The organism is Streptomyces violascens (genome assembly GCF_014649955.1).
GTDB classification, from domain to species: Bacteria; Actinomycetota; Actinomycetes; order Streptomycetales; family Streptomycetaceae; genus Streptomyces; species Streptomyces violascens.
This window is the reverse complement of the sequence record NZ_BMUA01000040.1, coordinates 13357-28340: the sequence shown is the minus strand read 5'-3', so window position 1 is coordinate 28340 and position 14984 is coordinate 13357. Positions and strand designations below refer to the sequence as shown.

Sequence of the window (14984 nt, the reverse complement as noted above, 5' to 3'; positions counted from 1 at the left end):
CGCTGAGCGACCGTTGAAGTCGCCGACCAGGAAAGCCCGACGGGTTCGGGGAATCTCGCTGCAGTGAGTCAGGGAACACAAGGGCTTGTCCGTGCAATTCTCAGGTCTGGCATGCGGGTTCGCGACCAGGATGAATTGCGCGCCTGCGAGATCTGGTCTGCGGGTAGCAACGTAAGGGTGGAGAGGATGGTCAACGGCCCTTCCACTCGCTCAACCGGTCCCGGCCCTCGCAGCTCGCCCCGTTTCTCGCCCGGGTCCGGGACGGCCAGAGCGGCGGCAACGAGTACTGCGTCACCCCCACCTCGCCCGACTGCAAGACCCCGTAGGGCGAATGGGGCGGTCAGGGCCTGGACGACCACGGACCGCCTCAGGACCGTCAGCGGCCCTCGCTGTGCGAGACCGCGGCCCGACTCCCCGTGGGGGTCTTGCATCGGCTGCAGGGTGCGTCACGCTGGAACATGGCGGTGCCGCAACCGTGCGATATCGGGACGTGCATGTCTGTGAAGGGGATCGTGATGGTGTCGGACCAGGTGGTCTCATGACGTGGCGCCATCAGCGCCCGCACGCGGTGGTCGCGCTGGCCCTACCAGGAATCGAGCCCTTCGATCTCGCGACCGCCGCCCAGGTCTTCGGGTTCCGCGACGAGGCTGCGCGTTACTCGTTCACCGTGTGCGGGCTGCGACCGGGCCCGGTGCCCACCTCGACGGGCTTTGCCATCGACGTAGCGGCGGGCCTTGATGCCCTGGCCACGGCTGACACGGTGATCGTGCCCGGTTTCGACCCACCGGTGGAACCGGACGCCGCCGTGCTCCAGGCGCTGCGCTCTGCCCACGACCGTGGCACACGCCTGGTTTCGGTATTCCTGGGCGCGTTCGTGCTGGCCGCCGCCGGTCTGCTCGACGGGCGCAGGGCAACCACCCACTGGTGCGTAGCCGCCGAGTTCCGCCGGCGCTATCCGAGCGTGTGGCTCGACCCGGACGTGCTGTTCGTCGACGGCGGCGGCATCCTGTCCGGCGCGGGCCAGTCCGGCAGCGTCGACTTCTACCTCCACGTGATCCGCTCGGACTTCGGGGCAGGCGCCGCCGACGCGGTGGCCCGCCGCATGGTCGCGGCCACCCACCGGCCCGGCGACCACCCCCAAGACCCACGCAAGGACACGCGCGACGACGGCACCGACCATCTGGCCCTAACCCTCGAATGGGCCATCGGGAAGATGCACCAGCCGCTGTCGCTGGCCCGCCTGGCCCGACACGCGGGCATGCCCACCCGCACGTTCTCCCGCCGCTTCCTCGAACGCACCCACATGACACCGATGCGCTGGCTGTCCTCCCAACGCCTGCTGGAGGCGCAACGCCTCCTGGAAACGACCGACCTGCCCATTGACCACATCGCCGAACGATGCGGGCTGGGCACCGCGGGCAACCTGCGCCTGCACATGTCGCGCGCACTGGGCACCACACCCACCCAATACCGCCGAGCCCACCGCCGTATCCCGCACGGGCCCCCGGCCTGACAGCGGTGGTGGCGCAACTCTGACGACAGGTGGCCAGATCCGCACGATCGTGCCCCCGCCGCACTGCAACCATGAACAGCAGGCGGAAAGGCACCAATGCCCCCCGCCGACAGGGCACCAGAAGACGGCTTCGACCTGAGTGGAATGTGATCCGCTGTGCAGAAGGTCCAGCGCCTCGGACAGCTGGTCATCGGCCATATCCGAACTCTCGCGCAAGAGTGCGGATCATCAATCATTCACCGTACGAACGTGCGTGCATAGCGTGGCGACTGGTCCACAAGCCGCACCCGATCGGCACTGACGTCGCCATGCCCGACCAGCCTGCCTTCCCCCGATCCTCCACGTCCCCGTGCTGTGCACCCTGCCCGTCAGCGGACGCGCCATCACCGGACCTGTTGCTCAGCGGAACTCCCCGATAAGGAGCAATTGTTGTGAAGCTACCGCCCAGGCGCGGAACGCCCCGCAGGAAGCAGGCATCGCGGTGGCCCATCCCCGCGAGGCTGTTGGCCGTCGCGGCGCTCGCCACCGGGCGCGCTGACCACCGTCACGGCCCCCGCCCAGGCCGCCGAGGCAGGGCACTGACCAGCCTCGGCAACGCTCCTATGGCAGAACGACCGGCCGCGCGCCTGTCCGGCGGTCCCGCGGCGACCAGGACGTCAGCGTGCGTCGTCATGCTGACGCGCACGCATCCATTAACCGCAGAAAGGCAAGGATTCCCCATGCTGAACCTTCGGAGAGTCGATGGCAGGGCACTGTCCCGGCTGCTGGCTGTGCTGGTCGTCCTGGCGCTCGGGCTGGGAGCCGGCCTTGCCGGCCCCGGCCGTGCCAGGGCCGACACGGCCAACGGCCGTATCAAGAACGCGCGGATGACGGTGACGCAGGCCGGCCGTCTTCAGGCGCAGAGCTACGTCAACTTCATCCGGGAGGTGCAGAACGCGGCCGGCCACCCCCTCGCGCCTCGCCTCCAGCAGACGCAGACCAATAATCTCGCACTGCTGCGTGCCGACATCGAATTCGCTGGGCAGCAGCTGCAGTTGTGGATCACACCCGACAACATGTACCTGCGCGGCTTCACCAACGCTGCCGGTGACACCTTCGCCTTCAACGACTATCCGCTCGAAACGGAGATGCAGGCGTTCGTGAACGCTCACTCGCCGGACGTCAGTCTGCTGCCGACGGGGCGTTTCAGGACGCTCCCGTACGCAGCCTCCTACACCGCCATCGAACGTGCCGCTGGGCGTGGCCGGGATAACACCCCGCTGACCCATGGCAACCTGGTGGGCTCGACGAGCACGCTGCTGACGACGGGGAACCCCAACGCGAACACCGCCGGGGCGCTCCTCTTCTTCATCCAGTTCGTCTCCGAGGCCGCACGCTTCCGCCTCGTGGCGGAAGACATCGGCAGGGGCATGCAGGGCGTCAACACCGGTCGAGGCGTTCCGGCCGAATTGCAGGAACTCGAGAACGACTGGGGCCATGCCTCCGACTGGGCCTACCGGGAAATCGCCGGACACAACCAGCCCGAGCACAATGTCGGACGGCTGTTCGATCGGCGATTCGGTCCGTTCCGCACCCTCGCGGACCTGGCCGCGGCAGTCATGATGCTCCAGGGGGCCCCCGGAGGAGACTCCCAGGTGTAAACGCGTGGTACGGCAGTGGTCCGCCGGAACCTCCCCGGCGGACCACTGCCGCGGTGACTGCACATCAAGTTCGGCGGTGGCCCCGAGCGGCTTTGGGCGCCATCAGCTGGCGACCGTGGCTTCTGACCCACATCCCTACTACCCGCTGGTCAGCATCGGCGACCCGAACGCCGCCGATCACAGCCACGACATCAAGCCCCTGGTCCCCGGCGGCACCGGTGGCCCGCCCGCGTACGCGCTCCACGCAGGGCAGACCGCCTACGCGGCCATCGACCTCGACCCGAGCGGCAAGGTCAATCCCCAGGAGGCCGAGCTGAACGTCCTGGCCCACAGCGACATGCCCAACGCCGAGACCCTCAACTTCCCGCTCGGCAAGGAAGCGCGGGTGCTGGCGCCGAAGCTCGGCCTGTACGAGGACAACATCCCCGACGCGGTCCGCTCAATGACGGAGGCGGACACGCAGTCCTGAGCGAATGCGGCCGTGCCACGGCCGGCCGGAGGTGAGGGGGACCGGCGGGGCGCCCGGGAACCGGCTCTGGGCGCTCGCCGAAGCCAGTCGTAACTGTTATTGTTTCAATGAGAGAGGAGGTGATGGACGGCATGGGGGCCAACAGTAGGCTGACCGTCGCCGCGCACGCCCTGACCTGGATCGGGCTGTACCAGCGCCGTGGCCATGAGGTCGCAACCTCCGAACAGATAGCGACGAGCGTCAACACAAACCCCGTGGTGATCCGGCGTCTGCTCGCCCAGTTGCGCAAGGCCGGGCTGGCCGACTCGCGCAGGGGCGCCGGTGCCGGCTGGACGCTGTCCCGGGACCTGTCGGCAATCACCCTGCTCGACGTCTACGAAGCGGTGGAGCCGGGGCCTGTCTTCGCCCTGCACCCCGCCCCGCCCGACCGCGAGTGCATCGTGGGCCGCGGCATAGCGCCGGTGCTGGGTGCCGCTTACGACGGTGTCGAGACGGCTCTCCGCGCGGAACTGGCGAGAACCACACTGGGGGACGTGCTGCGCGACGTGCTGAGAGACGCCTAGCTGCAGCCGCGGATCGCGGTAGGGCGGGGCTTTTGCCGCCCGAATCGTAACAACAACAGTTACATCAACCATTTGGAGAATGTCATGGGACAGCTGGACAGCAAGACCGCCCTCGTGACCGGGGCCTCCACCGGCATCGGCCTGGCCATCGCCGGCCGGTTCGCCGCCGAAGGGGCCACCGTCTACCTCACCGGCCGCCGCAAGGCCGAACTGGAGAACGCCGTCGGACAGATCGGCGGCCGCGCCATCGGCATCCGGAGCGACGTGTCGCAACTCGGTGATCTCGACCGGCTCTTCGCCGAGATCGCCGAAAGCGGTGGCCGTCTCGACATCGTCGTGGCCAACGCGGGCGTCGGCGACTTCGGCCCGCTCGGCACGATCACCGAGGAGGAGTACGACCGCACCACCTCCATCAACCTCAAGGGCACGGTCTTCACCGTCCAGAAGGCGCTTCCGCTGCTGTCGGCCGGCTCCTCGGTGATCCTGCTCTCCTCCAGCGCGGCCTTGCGCGGTGTCCCGGGCCTGGGTATCTACGCCGCCACCAAGGCCGCGATCCGCAGCCTCGCCCGCACCTGGGCCGCCGAACTCGCCGGCCGCGGCATCCGGGTCAACGCCCTCACCCCCGGCCCCGTGACAACCCCTGGCGCCGACGAACTGCGGGCCGCACTTCCCCAGGACAGCCAGGCCGCCGAGCCCGCCGCGCCGACTCCGCTGGGCCGGGCCGGCCACCCCGACGAGGTCGCCGCGACCGCCCTCTACCTGGCCGGAGACCAGAGCTCCTTCACCACCGGCGCGGAACTGTTCGTCGACGGCGGAGCCACCCAGCTCTAGTCACACAGACCGCCCTCGGTGCAATCCCGCATCGAGGGCGATTGACTGACACCTATTCGGCGCCACAGCGGCTCGCCTCCACCCCCGACATACCCTGCGGGCTCCTGCGGCTTCGAGCGGCCGAGGACGGTCTGACAAGTCCCTGAGCACCACGGGCCCCCTTTGGGCCCTGGAATGCCCGTTTGCGGGGGGCAGTTGTGGCAGTGCCGCTGGATGCCGAGGACGGGCATCGCCCGGACTGTCCGCCGGAGTCCCCGCCTCCGCCCAAGAGGCCGGTGGAACCCCCGCGGCCCGAAGGTGCGACGGCTGCCTGCGCCGTCGCGGTGCGGCCGCGGCTGGCGGTGCGGATCGTGACCGCGTCCGGGTCGTGTACAGACGCTGGCCTGGTGCGGGGTCTTCTTTCGGCCGGATCTCGATGCCAGGTGACCGGGCTGGGCCTGTGGCTGGGGCGGGGGGGTGCGGGAGGCTCGTCCCTTCATGTCTGGGGTGTGAGGGGGGAGTGCACGTGATCGAGCTTGTTTTCAGTGTCCAGGATGTGGCGCGGACCCGGTTCAGCAGTTCGCCCATGGACCATTTGCTCCTGGGGGCTGTTGCTGCCGGGCCGGGGCACTATGTGGGGGCGTCAAGCACACGGGAGCGGTGGTGGCGGGGGGCACGGGCGCACGTGCCGCGGAAGGCGGCGCCGTTCATCGAGCTGGTCAATGCGAGCAGCGTGCAGATGCCGGACTTCTTCGGCGCGGGCATCGCCGGGGACCGCCGCCGAATCGGCGACGAACTGGATCACATCGCCGCAGTGTGTGATGACAGGGTACGCAGTGACCTTGCGATATACGACGCCATGCCACAAGTGCCCAGGATCGTTGAGGAATTGAGGGACGAAGGCGCTCGGGGGCTGCGCCGGGTGGCGGAGGCGGCCTGGGCACTGCACCGGGCATGCCTGGCCCCGGACTGGCGTGACATGGAGCGCCTGATTCAGGCCGACATCCAGCGGCGGGCCCGTGTCATGGCCGAGCAGGGCGTGGGGGTGATGCTCGATACCCTCCACCCTCAACTCGCCTGGGGTGAGAGGGGAGTGCTCCAGTACACCGAGCCGCCCAGCTACGGCGACGGCATCTGGTCCGTGCCGCTGGACGGCCGCGGACTCGAACTCCGTCCCAGCCTGTTCCTTCAGGAGGGCCTTGGCTTCCTGCTCCAGGACGGCCGCCCACCGGCCCTGATCCACCCTGTCGCCGTCGGCTCTCACCAGGTGCCGCCCGATCCCGGAGACGGTCTGACCGCGCTGCTGGGACCCGTCAAGGCCCGGGCGCTGCGGGCCATCGGGGCCGGTCTGGGCACGGCCGAACTCGCCCTACGCCTGGGCATCAAACCACCAGCCGCCTCCGCGCACGCCGCAGCCCTGCGGACGGCCGGACTCGTGACCACCACCCGCGAGGGACGCAGCGTCCGCCACACCCTCACCCCACTCGGAGCCGGACTGCTCGACGCCAACCCCCAATGAAACCACTGTTCCTGATTGAACTATTCGCCGCTGACCCGAATAGATGGCCGCCACTCGCCTGCGGGCGATGCAATGGCACCACAACGACGCGGAGGAAAAAACCTTCCGGGTCGTTCCAGCCCGTCAGCCCGTGAACGACAGAAAGGATTAAGGACTGGTAGCTGCGGCTGGCACGGCCAGTCCTGGGGCGACGGCTTCCCGTCGACCCTGGAATGGGCCGGTCCGATTACTGCACCTCACCGGCATGCCACGTGAATGGCTGATCCAGCCCTCCCGAAAGGGCCACAGCGACATGACCATCCGCGGGAAGCGCGTCTCCGCTGCGCCACGTGTCACATGACCAGGCCGAAGACTGAGGGCCGAGCGCCCGTGCGGATTGGCTCACAACAGCCTCCCTGGTCATGCCTGCGTCGCGGCTGGGCATGCCGGCAACCGGGGGATCAACGGCGCTGCGTCAAACACCGCCGCCCCTGGCCTTCTTTCCTGACCTCAGAAAGGGACACACACCATGAAGCTTCTGAAGAAAACCGCGGTGATGGCTGCTGCCGCCGCCGTGCTCGGCACCGTGGCCACGGCCGCTCCTGCCAGCGCCTCCGCCGCCAGCACCTGCGCGCTCATAGCCTGGAACACGACCACCACCCCCCAGTACTATCCCATCTGCAACCTCGGTAACCACCCCGGCAGTTGGTGGGCAACCAGCACCGTGTATGCAGGCAGCCACACCGGGCAGATCATTTTCAACGACTACGGCACCATCCACAGTCTCCCCCTCACTCCCGGCAAGAACACCAACACCTACAACAACAACGACGAACTCCTTGAGGTTGACCTCTGGTCCTGAACCAGAAGCCCTCCGCGCTTCCGGTCAGCAGAGTCGCGGACCCAACGAGGCTCCCCTGACCGGGTGATCGCGTGGGGGCCAGTGCATGAGGCCGGGGCCTCTCGGGAGCTGGAGGTTGAGATCGCCTGAGCTGCCAGAGGCCCTGTTGCCCGCGCCCGCGGAGTCCAACTCGCCCGCTGGGTGCGGAGTACGGGACTACTCAGACGGACGGTCAGCCGGTGTAGGGCGTGAAGCATGTGAGGAGGCGTTGTTCCTGCTGCTTGCCGAGGCCGCGCACTCGGCGGATGTGGATATTTGCATCTGTGCCGCGCGCCGCTCGGCGCGGTCGGCATCCGGGCCGAGGCCTCCGGTGCGGCGGTAGTTGGTGAGCCACTGCCCGACCGGCTTGTCGAGCGCGGTGGCGTGCCGGGGCGCGGCCAGGGTGCCGGCCTTGGCGAAGTACGCGCGGGCCGCGGCGAGTTCTCGGCGAACTGGGCGTCGGCGGTGTCCCACACGATCCCGAGCGCGTCCAACTCCTCGGCCTGCTCCCCGCTCATCTGCCCGGCCCGCAGCGCGGGCTGCTGATCCGACAGTCACCGCCCCAGCGGGTAGGCGCCCTCCACGTGCTCGTAGGGCACGTCCAGGTGCCCCTCGCGGTCCCGGTAGCGGGAGGCGGTGTCGTAGCCGTGCCGCCAGTCCCGACGTTCAGTGCTGATCACCTGGAACCGCACCCACCGCGCGATCATCACCGGATCGCGGCGGTCGCTTTCGCCGTATCGGGGAGATCGCTTTTATGCTCGAAGGGACGACGCGGACTGGGACCTGGGCGGCGCCCGCTGAGATGACTGCGGGCGCCGCGTGGGCTCGGCCCTGTTATGCGTCGGCCTGTGATCGCTTTTCCCATGCCTTGACCAATTGGGCAGTCGAGGTGTTCTCGATACCTGATTCGGCCGTGCATTTCGGGTAGGCGTGCTTGATGTTCTGCACGTGGCTCTCCATCAGTGTGTCGCGCTGCTTGGTATTTGCTTCTTTGATGTCCAGCAGGCCGAGCAGAGCGTCCTTGAGTTGATCGGGGGAAAGGGGTGTTTTGCGCTGTTCGTGCGCGAGCAGCTTGTTTCTGAGGGTTCCCTCGGCCTTGCCGCCGGTGTCGGCAGCCTGGAGGGTGGCTCCCGGTATGTAGTTGATGTAGGTGAGCAGCGCATTGATCAGGCCCTGAAGGAAGAGAACCCTGGTTTCTTCGGGCGCATTCATCGTTTTATGGGCGGTTTGTATCAGGTTGGCATGGGATTGCGTGAGTTTCTCCTTGTGGACAGCATCCACGGGGAAGAACGGAGTCATTTTTGCCTCTGTTCTCTGTGCTTCCTGAATGAGGTAGTCCAGCGCGGTGATTGCGCCGTCCACGTCCTGTCCGAGGATTGCGCGGCGGACAGTATCGACATGGACCACCCAGGCGGTGGTGTGGGCTCCCATGGTCCCGGAGAAGGGGGATGGACTGCGTCCAGCAGAATCGAAAGCCGTGATTTTTCCGTGGGCGTCCATCTTGATCTGGGACGCGAGAGGCTGCTTTGCCTCCATGGCCTCTGCCGTCTCTTCCTCGGAGGCGGGGCCGGCTTTCATCTCCGCAGACTCGTCTATGTCCATGTCCATGGAGCCCCCGCCGTGCATGGGGGCCGAAGCGGAGCTGCTTGTCACGGTGGAGCCGTACCGCTCAGGGGGTTTCCTGTTCCTAGTGCCCGTTAGCACGCTGCTGGTGGGCGCCGGAGGGGCCGTTCCGCCGTTGGCCTCCAGGGCGGTGACCGCGTCGCTGCGGTACTCCTGCACCTTGATCAGAGAATCTTTTCCGTACGGACTCCGATCGCCAATCCACTGACGGATCTGTTCGTCGTATTTAGTGATCTTGTCCAGGTATGTGGTTCTGTTTCTCGCCATTCGCTCATTTACCTGAATCGTCACCTGCGCGAAGATGAGTTCCATTGCACGGTCTCCGTCGCCGTATGCGGCTTGGACTGCGCCCGGGTAGGCAGTCTCAATCGATAGCAGATGCTGTTGAATGATGAACTGGGCTCGCTGCTCCGGAGTGTGACCGTGCGTCAGGCCGGACTCCAGAGTTCGATTGAGTATCAGTCCGGGCGCGAGAGCGGCCAGATCTTTGGCATCGTGCTGAGTGGCGACCAAGGCCACCCCGTTGACATCGAGCAGCCCGAGAATCGCCTGCTGCAATTCTGCCGGGTCGGCCGAGCCGTTTTTCGCGTGCTGGGCAAGAACTTGGTTGTGACCGGACTCGCCCTTTCCCTTTCCGGCCTCGGCGGGTGCCACCGACTTTACATTCATGGTGCTGAGCGGAATGAGCTCGCGGAAGTGCAGGAAATCCCCGACCAAGGTCTGGAGTTCCAGCATCTGGGTCGCAACGGGAACCTTGCCGTGTGCCAGCGCATAGGCTCTGGAACGAACCTCGTTGGAGGCTTCCTCGACTTTTGCACGCCGTTCCTGGGGGAGCGAGTCAAGCAGCTGATAGCCGGGCAGAGCTTCGACTTCCCCGATGAGATTCTGCACGTCTGCCGCGGCTGCATCGGGGGTTTTCCCCTTAATACGTTCCGTTATGGCCCGGACCTGGACAACGTATGCGGTGGAGTGGTCTCCCATGGTGCCCGTGTACGGCGATTCGGGCCGGCCCACCACGTTGACATCACCCACGGTCCCATCTTCCGCGGGGGCGATCTGAGAGACGAGCCGCTGAACGGGAGCCGCACCCGCCGCGTGCGGACTCTGCTCACCGGCTGGCGTCGATTCCGTGTCCGCCCCGCTGCGCTCCGCTGGGGCAGGGCCGGACAGCACACGGCGTGCGTTCGCCTCGGCGTCGCGTTCGAAGCGGTCGGAGGGGTCGGAGACCTTCAGTCCGTTGCCGTTGTCGGCGCCCGAGACCGGCCCTTGGCGCTGTTGGATCACGTGGGTCAGCTCATGGGCCAACGTGTGTTTGTCGCCGCCGCCGTCGCCGATGACGACATGGCTGCCGGAGGTGTATGCCCGGGCGCCGACCTCGGCTGCGGAGGCCTTGGCGGCGCCGTCGTTGTGGATGCGGACGTCGGAGAAGTCGGCGCCGAGCCGGCTTTCCATGTCCGTACGGGTCGACTCGTCCAGGGGACGCCCGCTGGTGCGCAGCACGTCATGGACGGCGGAGCGCTGCACGGCGGGCTGTGCCGCCTGTTCGGGCTGTTGGTGGCCGCATCCGGCGCCGTGCTGGTGCTGCTCCGGCTGAGCCCAGGCGTGCCCGGCCGCGCGGAGCATCTGGACGACAGCCGCGTTCCCCGCGCTGCTCTGCAGGGCGAGGAGCCCGGCAGATATACCACCGCCCGACGCGGGAGTCTTGGCGGCGGAGTGGGCGGAACTCTTGCCCTCTGCAGTCTGAGCCTGGTCGTTGGCGTGCATCGAGTCCTCTCGCGGGCTGCTGCTCGCGCTGCTGGGCCGGGGGAGCCTGGCCGACAGAGGTCATCAGCAGAGGCCCCACGGGGGGAACGCACGATCGTTTCAGTGGGAGCTAACGCTTCGCTAACCTCTCCAAGTGCTCCGCGTGTCACACCGCCACTCCGCGTTAGCGGAGCGGGAGCGGCCGCGGGTGTGTGTTGTCCCAGTTGGGTTGAGTGGGTGGCTTTATCGGCAGGTCTGTGACCTGGGGTGTTGCAGAAAGTGGGATTGCTGCACAACGGTTGGGATTTCCTGGGGTGGTGTCTGCGGCGGGCGTTTTGACCTTGGTCGGCACTCCGCCCGCCGCTACCCCGTCCGCCCGGGCCTCCCGCTGCGCCCCGGCCTCGCCCCCTGCCAGCTGCGCGACTCAGACCCAGCCTGGGCCGGTATCTGTCGTGACGGCCGTGCTGAGGCTGACACCGGGCTGGGCGACGACCGACAGGTAGCATCGATGCCGTGAGCAGCCCAAGCCAAAGGTAGCGGTGCGCCCCGAGACGGTGGCGCGCGATCCGGACCTCAACACAGGTGTGCAGGCGCCGAGTTGCTGACGTTGTGCGCCGCTACGATACGTCCGTGATTGTCTATGTGCGTAAGCCTCCGGCTCGGCTGCCGTCGCAGCCGCCGCCGGGACGCCCACCCAGTGGACCGGTGCCGGACAAGAATGCGTTCCCGCCCAGTCCACCGAGACCGGGAGCCTGATCGTCACCCGAGCCCGCTGCCTGCCGACCCCACTCGGGCTGGGCCGACTGCGGGCCGGGCCCTGATGCGGCTGGATGCGTTTGCTCCCTTGGTGTCCGGGGGGAGGTCTACGCTGAGCACCACGGGCCCCCTTCGGGCTCTGGAACGCCCGTTCGTGGGGAGGCAGTTGTGGCAGTGCCGCTGGATGCCGAGGACGGGCATCGCCCCGACTACCCGCCGAAGACCCCGCCCCCGCCCAAGAGGCCGGTGGAACCCCCACGGCCCGAAGGCGCGACGGCAGCCTCCGCCGTTGTGGTGCGGCCGCGCCTTGTGGCGCGGATCGCGAACCGGCGGGCGGCGAACTGGACCCTGGAAAACGCCCCCTGGACACCCGCGAAAGCAGCCCGGCACGTGGTGGGGAAGCTCGCCGAGTGGGGCTACCGCCTCGACGCCGGCAAGGAAGCGGGCATCACCGAGGTGACCGTCCTGCTGACCCGCGCCGCCCTCACCGACGGCGGCCGCCGCATCAGCCTGCACCTCGCCGACCAGGACCACCAGGCCCTCATCCTCCTCCTGTCCCACCAGAGCGGCCACACCCCCGAAGACGGGGACCTGCTGCGCGAGGTGACCGGTCGGGGAGTCGTTTCCTGTGGCACCGACACCGACCAGGAGGGCAGCGGGCGCCGACGCTGGGCCCTGATCGATCTCGGCGGATAGCGGTGTCGTTCCGGTGCCGCGGCTTGTGACAGCTCGGTGAGGCCGAGGCGTGGGGGGAGGTTTCCGCAGAGGATCTATCGAGGCTCAAGAGAAAATGCGCCCTGATGGGGGTGATGGACGGGGAGGAGTCTGGAAGCAGGCCGGTGTTAAGGCTTGCCGTGGCCCCGGATGGGGGAGGCGCGTGATGCGGACCAGGAACGTGCGGATGGGCAACTGGCGACGTACATCGTGAACGTGCCCCAGCGCATCCCGCCCGCGGTGCGAGAACGCATCCCACGGACCTGTGAGGCGTTCGCCGCGGACCTGAGGCTGTACCTGCACCGCGGCAAGGGGTCCGACCTCACCGTCCAGACATTGATTTTGAGCGGCGCACGGTCGACGGGGTCGAGGTGGTGACCACGAGCAAGGTCGGCTTCCCGCTCTCCGACGGCCAGGCGCAGGCCTTCGGCCTGCCGGACGACGTCTACCGGGTCGAGGGGCTTATCTACCGCGAGGAGGACGGCACGTTGGTCGAGCTGCCGACCACGCTTGCGTACGAGGGCCTGCCGATCCGGTGGCTGGATCCCGCTGGACACCCCGACCGTCCTGGGCGATGACCTGGCCGCGTACTACTGCTGGCGGGTCCGTCAGGATGCCACCGGCCTGGAGACCCTCGCCGTAGCCTGCCGCGACCACGAGATCATCACCTTCGACTACACCACCCGCGCCCGCACCAGCGCCCCGCGCCGTGTCGAGCCGCAGCACCTCGTCGCCTCCGGCGACCTGTGGTACCTCCTCGCGCACGACATTGGCCGGGACGACTGGCGCATCTTCCGCCTGGACCGCATCACCGGCGTCACGCTCACCGGCCGCCGCGTTGCCGCCAGACACCTGCCCGGCGGCGACCCCGCCGCCTTCGTCGCCGCCCGCCTCTCCGCCGCCCCCACCCGCCACCGCGCCGTCGCCACGGTCCACGCCCCCGCCGACCACGTCCGCGCCCACACCCGCAACCTGGCCACCCGCATCCGCCCCCTCGACCCCACCACCTGCCTCGTCGACGCCTCGGACGACTCCCTCCCCCGCATCACCCAGACCCTGGCCGGCCTCCCCGCCGACTACAGCCTCGACGCCGACCCCGACGTCCTCAACCACCTCCGCGCCACCGCCCACCGCACCCTGCACGCCACGCACTGAACGCCCCGCTGGCCGGGCGCGGGGGTCTATCACGAATTAGGTGTGGTTCGTCTGTTTGGTCTAGCGGTTTTGGGTTGGGCTGCTCGGCCTATACCTGACTGGCGGTAAGGCGGCCGTCGAAGAGGACGTCGAATTCGTTGAGTGCCGCCTTCCACCGGTTGTTCCAGCGCTGGCGTCCCCGGCCGGTGGGGTCGAGGGCGAGGGTCGCGAGGTAGAGCCTCTTGAGAGCTGCGGTTTCATTCGGGAAATGACCGCAGGCTTGTGCTGCCCGCCGGTATCGCGCGTTCAGACTATCGATCGCGTTCGTCGTGTAGACGACCTGGCGGATCGCAGGCGGCAGGGACAGGAAGGGAACGAACTCGTTCCAGGACCGGGCCCAGATCCCGGAAATCGAGGGATAGCGTGCATCCCACTTCTCGCCGAACTCGGTGAGCCGGCTCCGTGCCTGGGTTTCGTCGACCGCGGTGTAAACGGGCTTGAGATCCCGGGCGATCTCAGCCGCGTCCCGCCTTGATGCGTAGCGCATGCTGTTCCTGATCAGATGAACTACGCATGTTTGCACGACTGTTTGGGGCCAGATCGCACCGACGGCATCAGGCAGCGCGGTCAGGCCGTCACACACCAGCATGAGGACGTCCTTCACGCCGCGGTTACGGATTTCCGTCAGCACGGTCTGCCAGTACTTGGCGCCCTCGCCGCCCTGCCCGGTCCACAGACCCAGGATTTCCCGGTAGCCGTCCGCGGTGACCGCGACCGCCACGTAGACGGGTCTGTTGGCGACCTGACTGTCCCGGATCCGCACGTGGATCGCGTCGATGAAAACCCCCGGATAGACCGAATCGAGGGGACGAGTACGCCATTCCGCCATCGATTCCAGCGCCTTGTCCGTGATCGTGGAGACCGTTTCCTTCGACGTGGTCATCCCGTAGACCTCGGAGAGGTGGGCGACGATCTCCCCGGATGTGAGGCCCTTCCCGGTCAGGGAAAGGACCATTTCGTCCAGCGCTCCAGTCCGGCGGGCGTATTTCGGCAGCAGGCCGGGACGAAAGGTACCGAGCCGGTCCCGCGGCACATTCACCACCACCGGACCGACCTCGGTCATCACCTTCTTCGCCCGGTACCCATTGCGCATATTTCCGCCTGAACGCGAACCCCTGCCGCCCTCGCGAACGGATTCATCGGCCAGATGCAGGTCCATTTCCGCCTCGAGAGCAGCCTGCATGAGGTGCTGCGCGAGCTCCGGAAGAATGCCACCCTCACCCATCAGCCGAAGCCCGCCGGCAGCAGTCTTCTCCGCTGCGAGCGCCGCGAGTTCCTCCAGCAGCTCGACCGACAGACCGTTCTCGGATACCGGCAAAGACTTCACACCAGAACCCTCAGCAGTCCCATCGGCGCTGACAAGCGACACGCCGCCCGCCATCCCGATCGTGTGACCCGTCGTCGTACTCATCAGATGACTCCTTCGAGGAAGGAACCCACTTAATTCATGACACTCCCGTTGGCTGAGGCGGCCGCGCTGCGAGGAGGTTCAGCGCGGCCGCCTCGGCGTGCCCCATCGCCCCCACGGGGCACGCCGGTAAAGGAGGGTCTCCCGTCGGGCCGGCTCCAGACCCCTGCCCG

Annotated in this window: 14 protein-coding genes; 11 read left to right on the top strand and 3 right to left on the bottom strand. The window is 67.7% G+C overall.

The window, feature by feature from the left end:
• Nucleotides 1-538 precede the first annotated feature (538 nt).
• The 8 genes from IE206_RS38790 to IE206_RS38755 all read left to right on the top strand — a co-directional run bounded on the left by IE206_RS38790 (nucleotide 539) and on the right by IE206_RS38755 (nucleotide 7919).
• On the top strand, nucleotides 539-1513 hold the full coding sequence (locus tag IE206_RS38790; protein WP_189970883.1) for a GlxA family transcriptional regulator: 975 nt from the start codon (nucleotides 539-541) through the stop codon (nucleotides 1511-1513).
• A 719-nt stretch (nucleotides 1514-2232) separates the two neighbouring features.
• Complete coding sequence (locus IE206_RS38785) at nucleotides 2233-3153, top strand: ribosome-inactivating family protein (RefSeq protein ID WP_189970881.1); 921 nt, start codon at nucleotides 2233-2235, stop codon at nucleotides 3151-3153.
• A 115-nt stretch (nucleotides 3154-3268) separates the two neighbouring features.
• Complete coding sequence (locus tag IE206_RS38780) at nucleotides 3269-3622, top strand: hypothetical protein (RefSeq protein ID WP_189970879.1); 354 nt, start codon at nucleotides 3269-3271, stop codon at nucleotides 3620-3622.
• 131 nt (nucleotides 3623-3753) lie between these two features.
• Nucleotides 3754-4185 carry an Rrf2 family transcriptional regulator gene (locus IE206_RS38775; RefSeq protein WP_189970877.1) on the top strand — a complete coding sequence of 144 codons (432 nt, stop codon included), beginning with the start codon at nucleotides 3754-3756 and terminating at the stop codon, nucleotides 4183-4185.
• Nucleotides 4186-4269: 84 nt separating this feature from the next.
• Nucleotides 4270-5016 carry an SDR family NAD(P)-dependent oxidoreductase gene (locus IE206_RS38770; protein ID WP_189970874.1) on the top strand — a complete coding sequence of 249 codons (747 nt, stop codon included), beginning with the start codon at nucleotides 4270-4272 and terminating at the stop codon, nucleotides 5014-5016.
• Between the two features lie 664 nt (nucleotides 5017-5680).
• Complete coding sequence (locus IE206_RS38765; protein WP_189970872.1) at nucleotides 5681-6514, top strand: helix-turn-helix domain-containing protein; 834 nt, start codon at nucleotides 5681-5683, stop codon at nucleotides 6512-6514.
• A gap of 508 nt (nucleotides 6515-7022) precedes the next feature.
• Nucleotides 7023-7355, top strand: a complete 333-nt coding sequence (locus IE206_RS38760; RefSeq protein ID WP_189970870.1) for a hypothetical protein — start codon at nucleotides 7023-7025, stop codon at nucleotides 7353-7355.
• 294 nt (nucleotides 7356-7649) lie between these two features.
• Nucleotides 7650-7919, top strand: a complete 270-nt coding sequence (locus IE206_RS38755; protein ID WP_189970868.1) for a hypothetical protein — start codon at nucleotides 7650-7652, stop codon at nucleotides 7917-7919.
• Nucleotides 7920-7927: 8 nt separating this feature from the next.
• Here IE206_RS38755 and IE206_RS38750 read toward each other — a convergent pair whose 3' ends face one another.
• Complete coding sequence (locus tag IE206_RS38750) at nucleotides 7928-8053, bottom strand: helicase associated domain-containing protein (protein WP_189970866.1); 126 nt, start codon at nucleotides 8051-8053, stop codon at nucleotides 7928-7930.
• Between the two features lie 154 nt (nucleotides 8054-8207).
• Nucleotides 8208-10760 (bottom strand): eCIS core domain-containing protein, encoded by a 2553-nt coding sequence (locus tag IE206_RS42925; RefSeq protein WP_373301054.1) that lies wholly within the window; start codon nucleotides 10758-10760, stop codon nucleotides 8208-8210.
• Between the two features lie 903 nt (nucleotides 10761-11663).
• Here IE206_RS42925 and IE206_RS38740 point away from each other — a divergent pair.
• The 3 genes from IE206_RS38740 (at nucleotide 11664) to IE206_RS38730 (ending at nucleotide 13364) form a co-directional block, all read left to right on the top strand.
• Nucleotides 11664-12191, top strand: a complete 528-nt coding sequence (locus tag IE206_RS38740) for a hypothetical protein (RefSeq protein WP_189970864.1) — start codon at nucleotides 11664-11666, stop codon at nucleotides 12189-12191.
• A gap of 392 nt (nucleotides 12192-12583) precedes the next feature.
• The gene (locus IE206_RS38735; RefSeq protein ID WP_189970862.1) at nucleotides 12584-12787 is read left to right on the top strand and encodes a hypothetical protein; all 204 of its coding nucleotides are present in this window, start codon (nucleotides 12584-12586) and stop codon (nucleotides 12785-12787) included.
• Nucleotides 12720-13364 (top strand): WYL domain-containing protein, encoded by a 645-nt coding sequence (locus IE206_RS38730; protein ID WP_189970860.1) that lies wholly within the window; start codon nucleotides 12720-12722, stop codon nucleotides 13362-13364. Before IE206_RS38735 ends, IE206_RS38730 begins: the two co-directional genes overlap by 68 nt.
• An 88-nt stretch (nucleotides 13365-13452) precedes the next feature.
• Here IE206_RS38730 and IE206_RS38725 read toward each other — a convergent pair whose 3' ends face one another.
• On the bottom strand, nucleotides 13453-14784 hold the full coding sequence (locus tag IE206_RS38725) for an IS256 family transposase (protein ID WP_189970918.1): 1332 nt from the start codon (nucleotides 14782-14784) through the stop codon (nucleotides 13453-13455).
• Nucleotides 14785-14984: the final 200 nt, after the last annotated feature.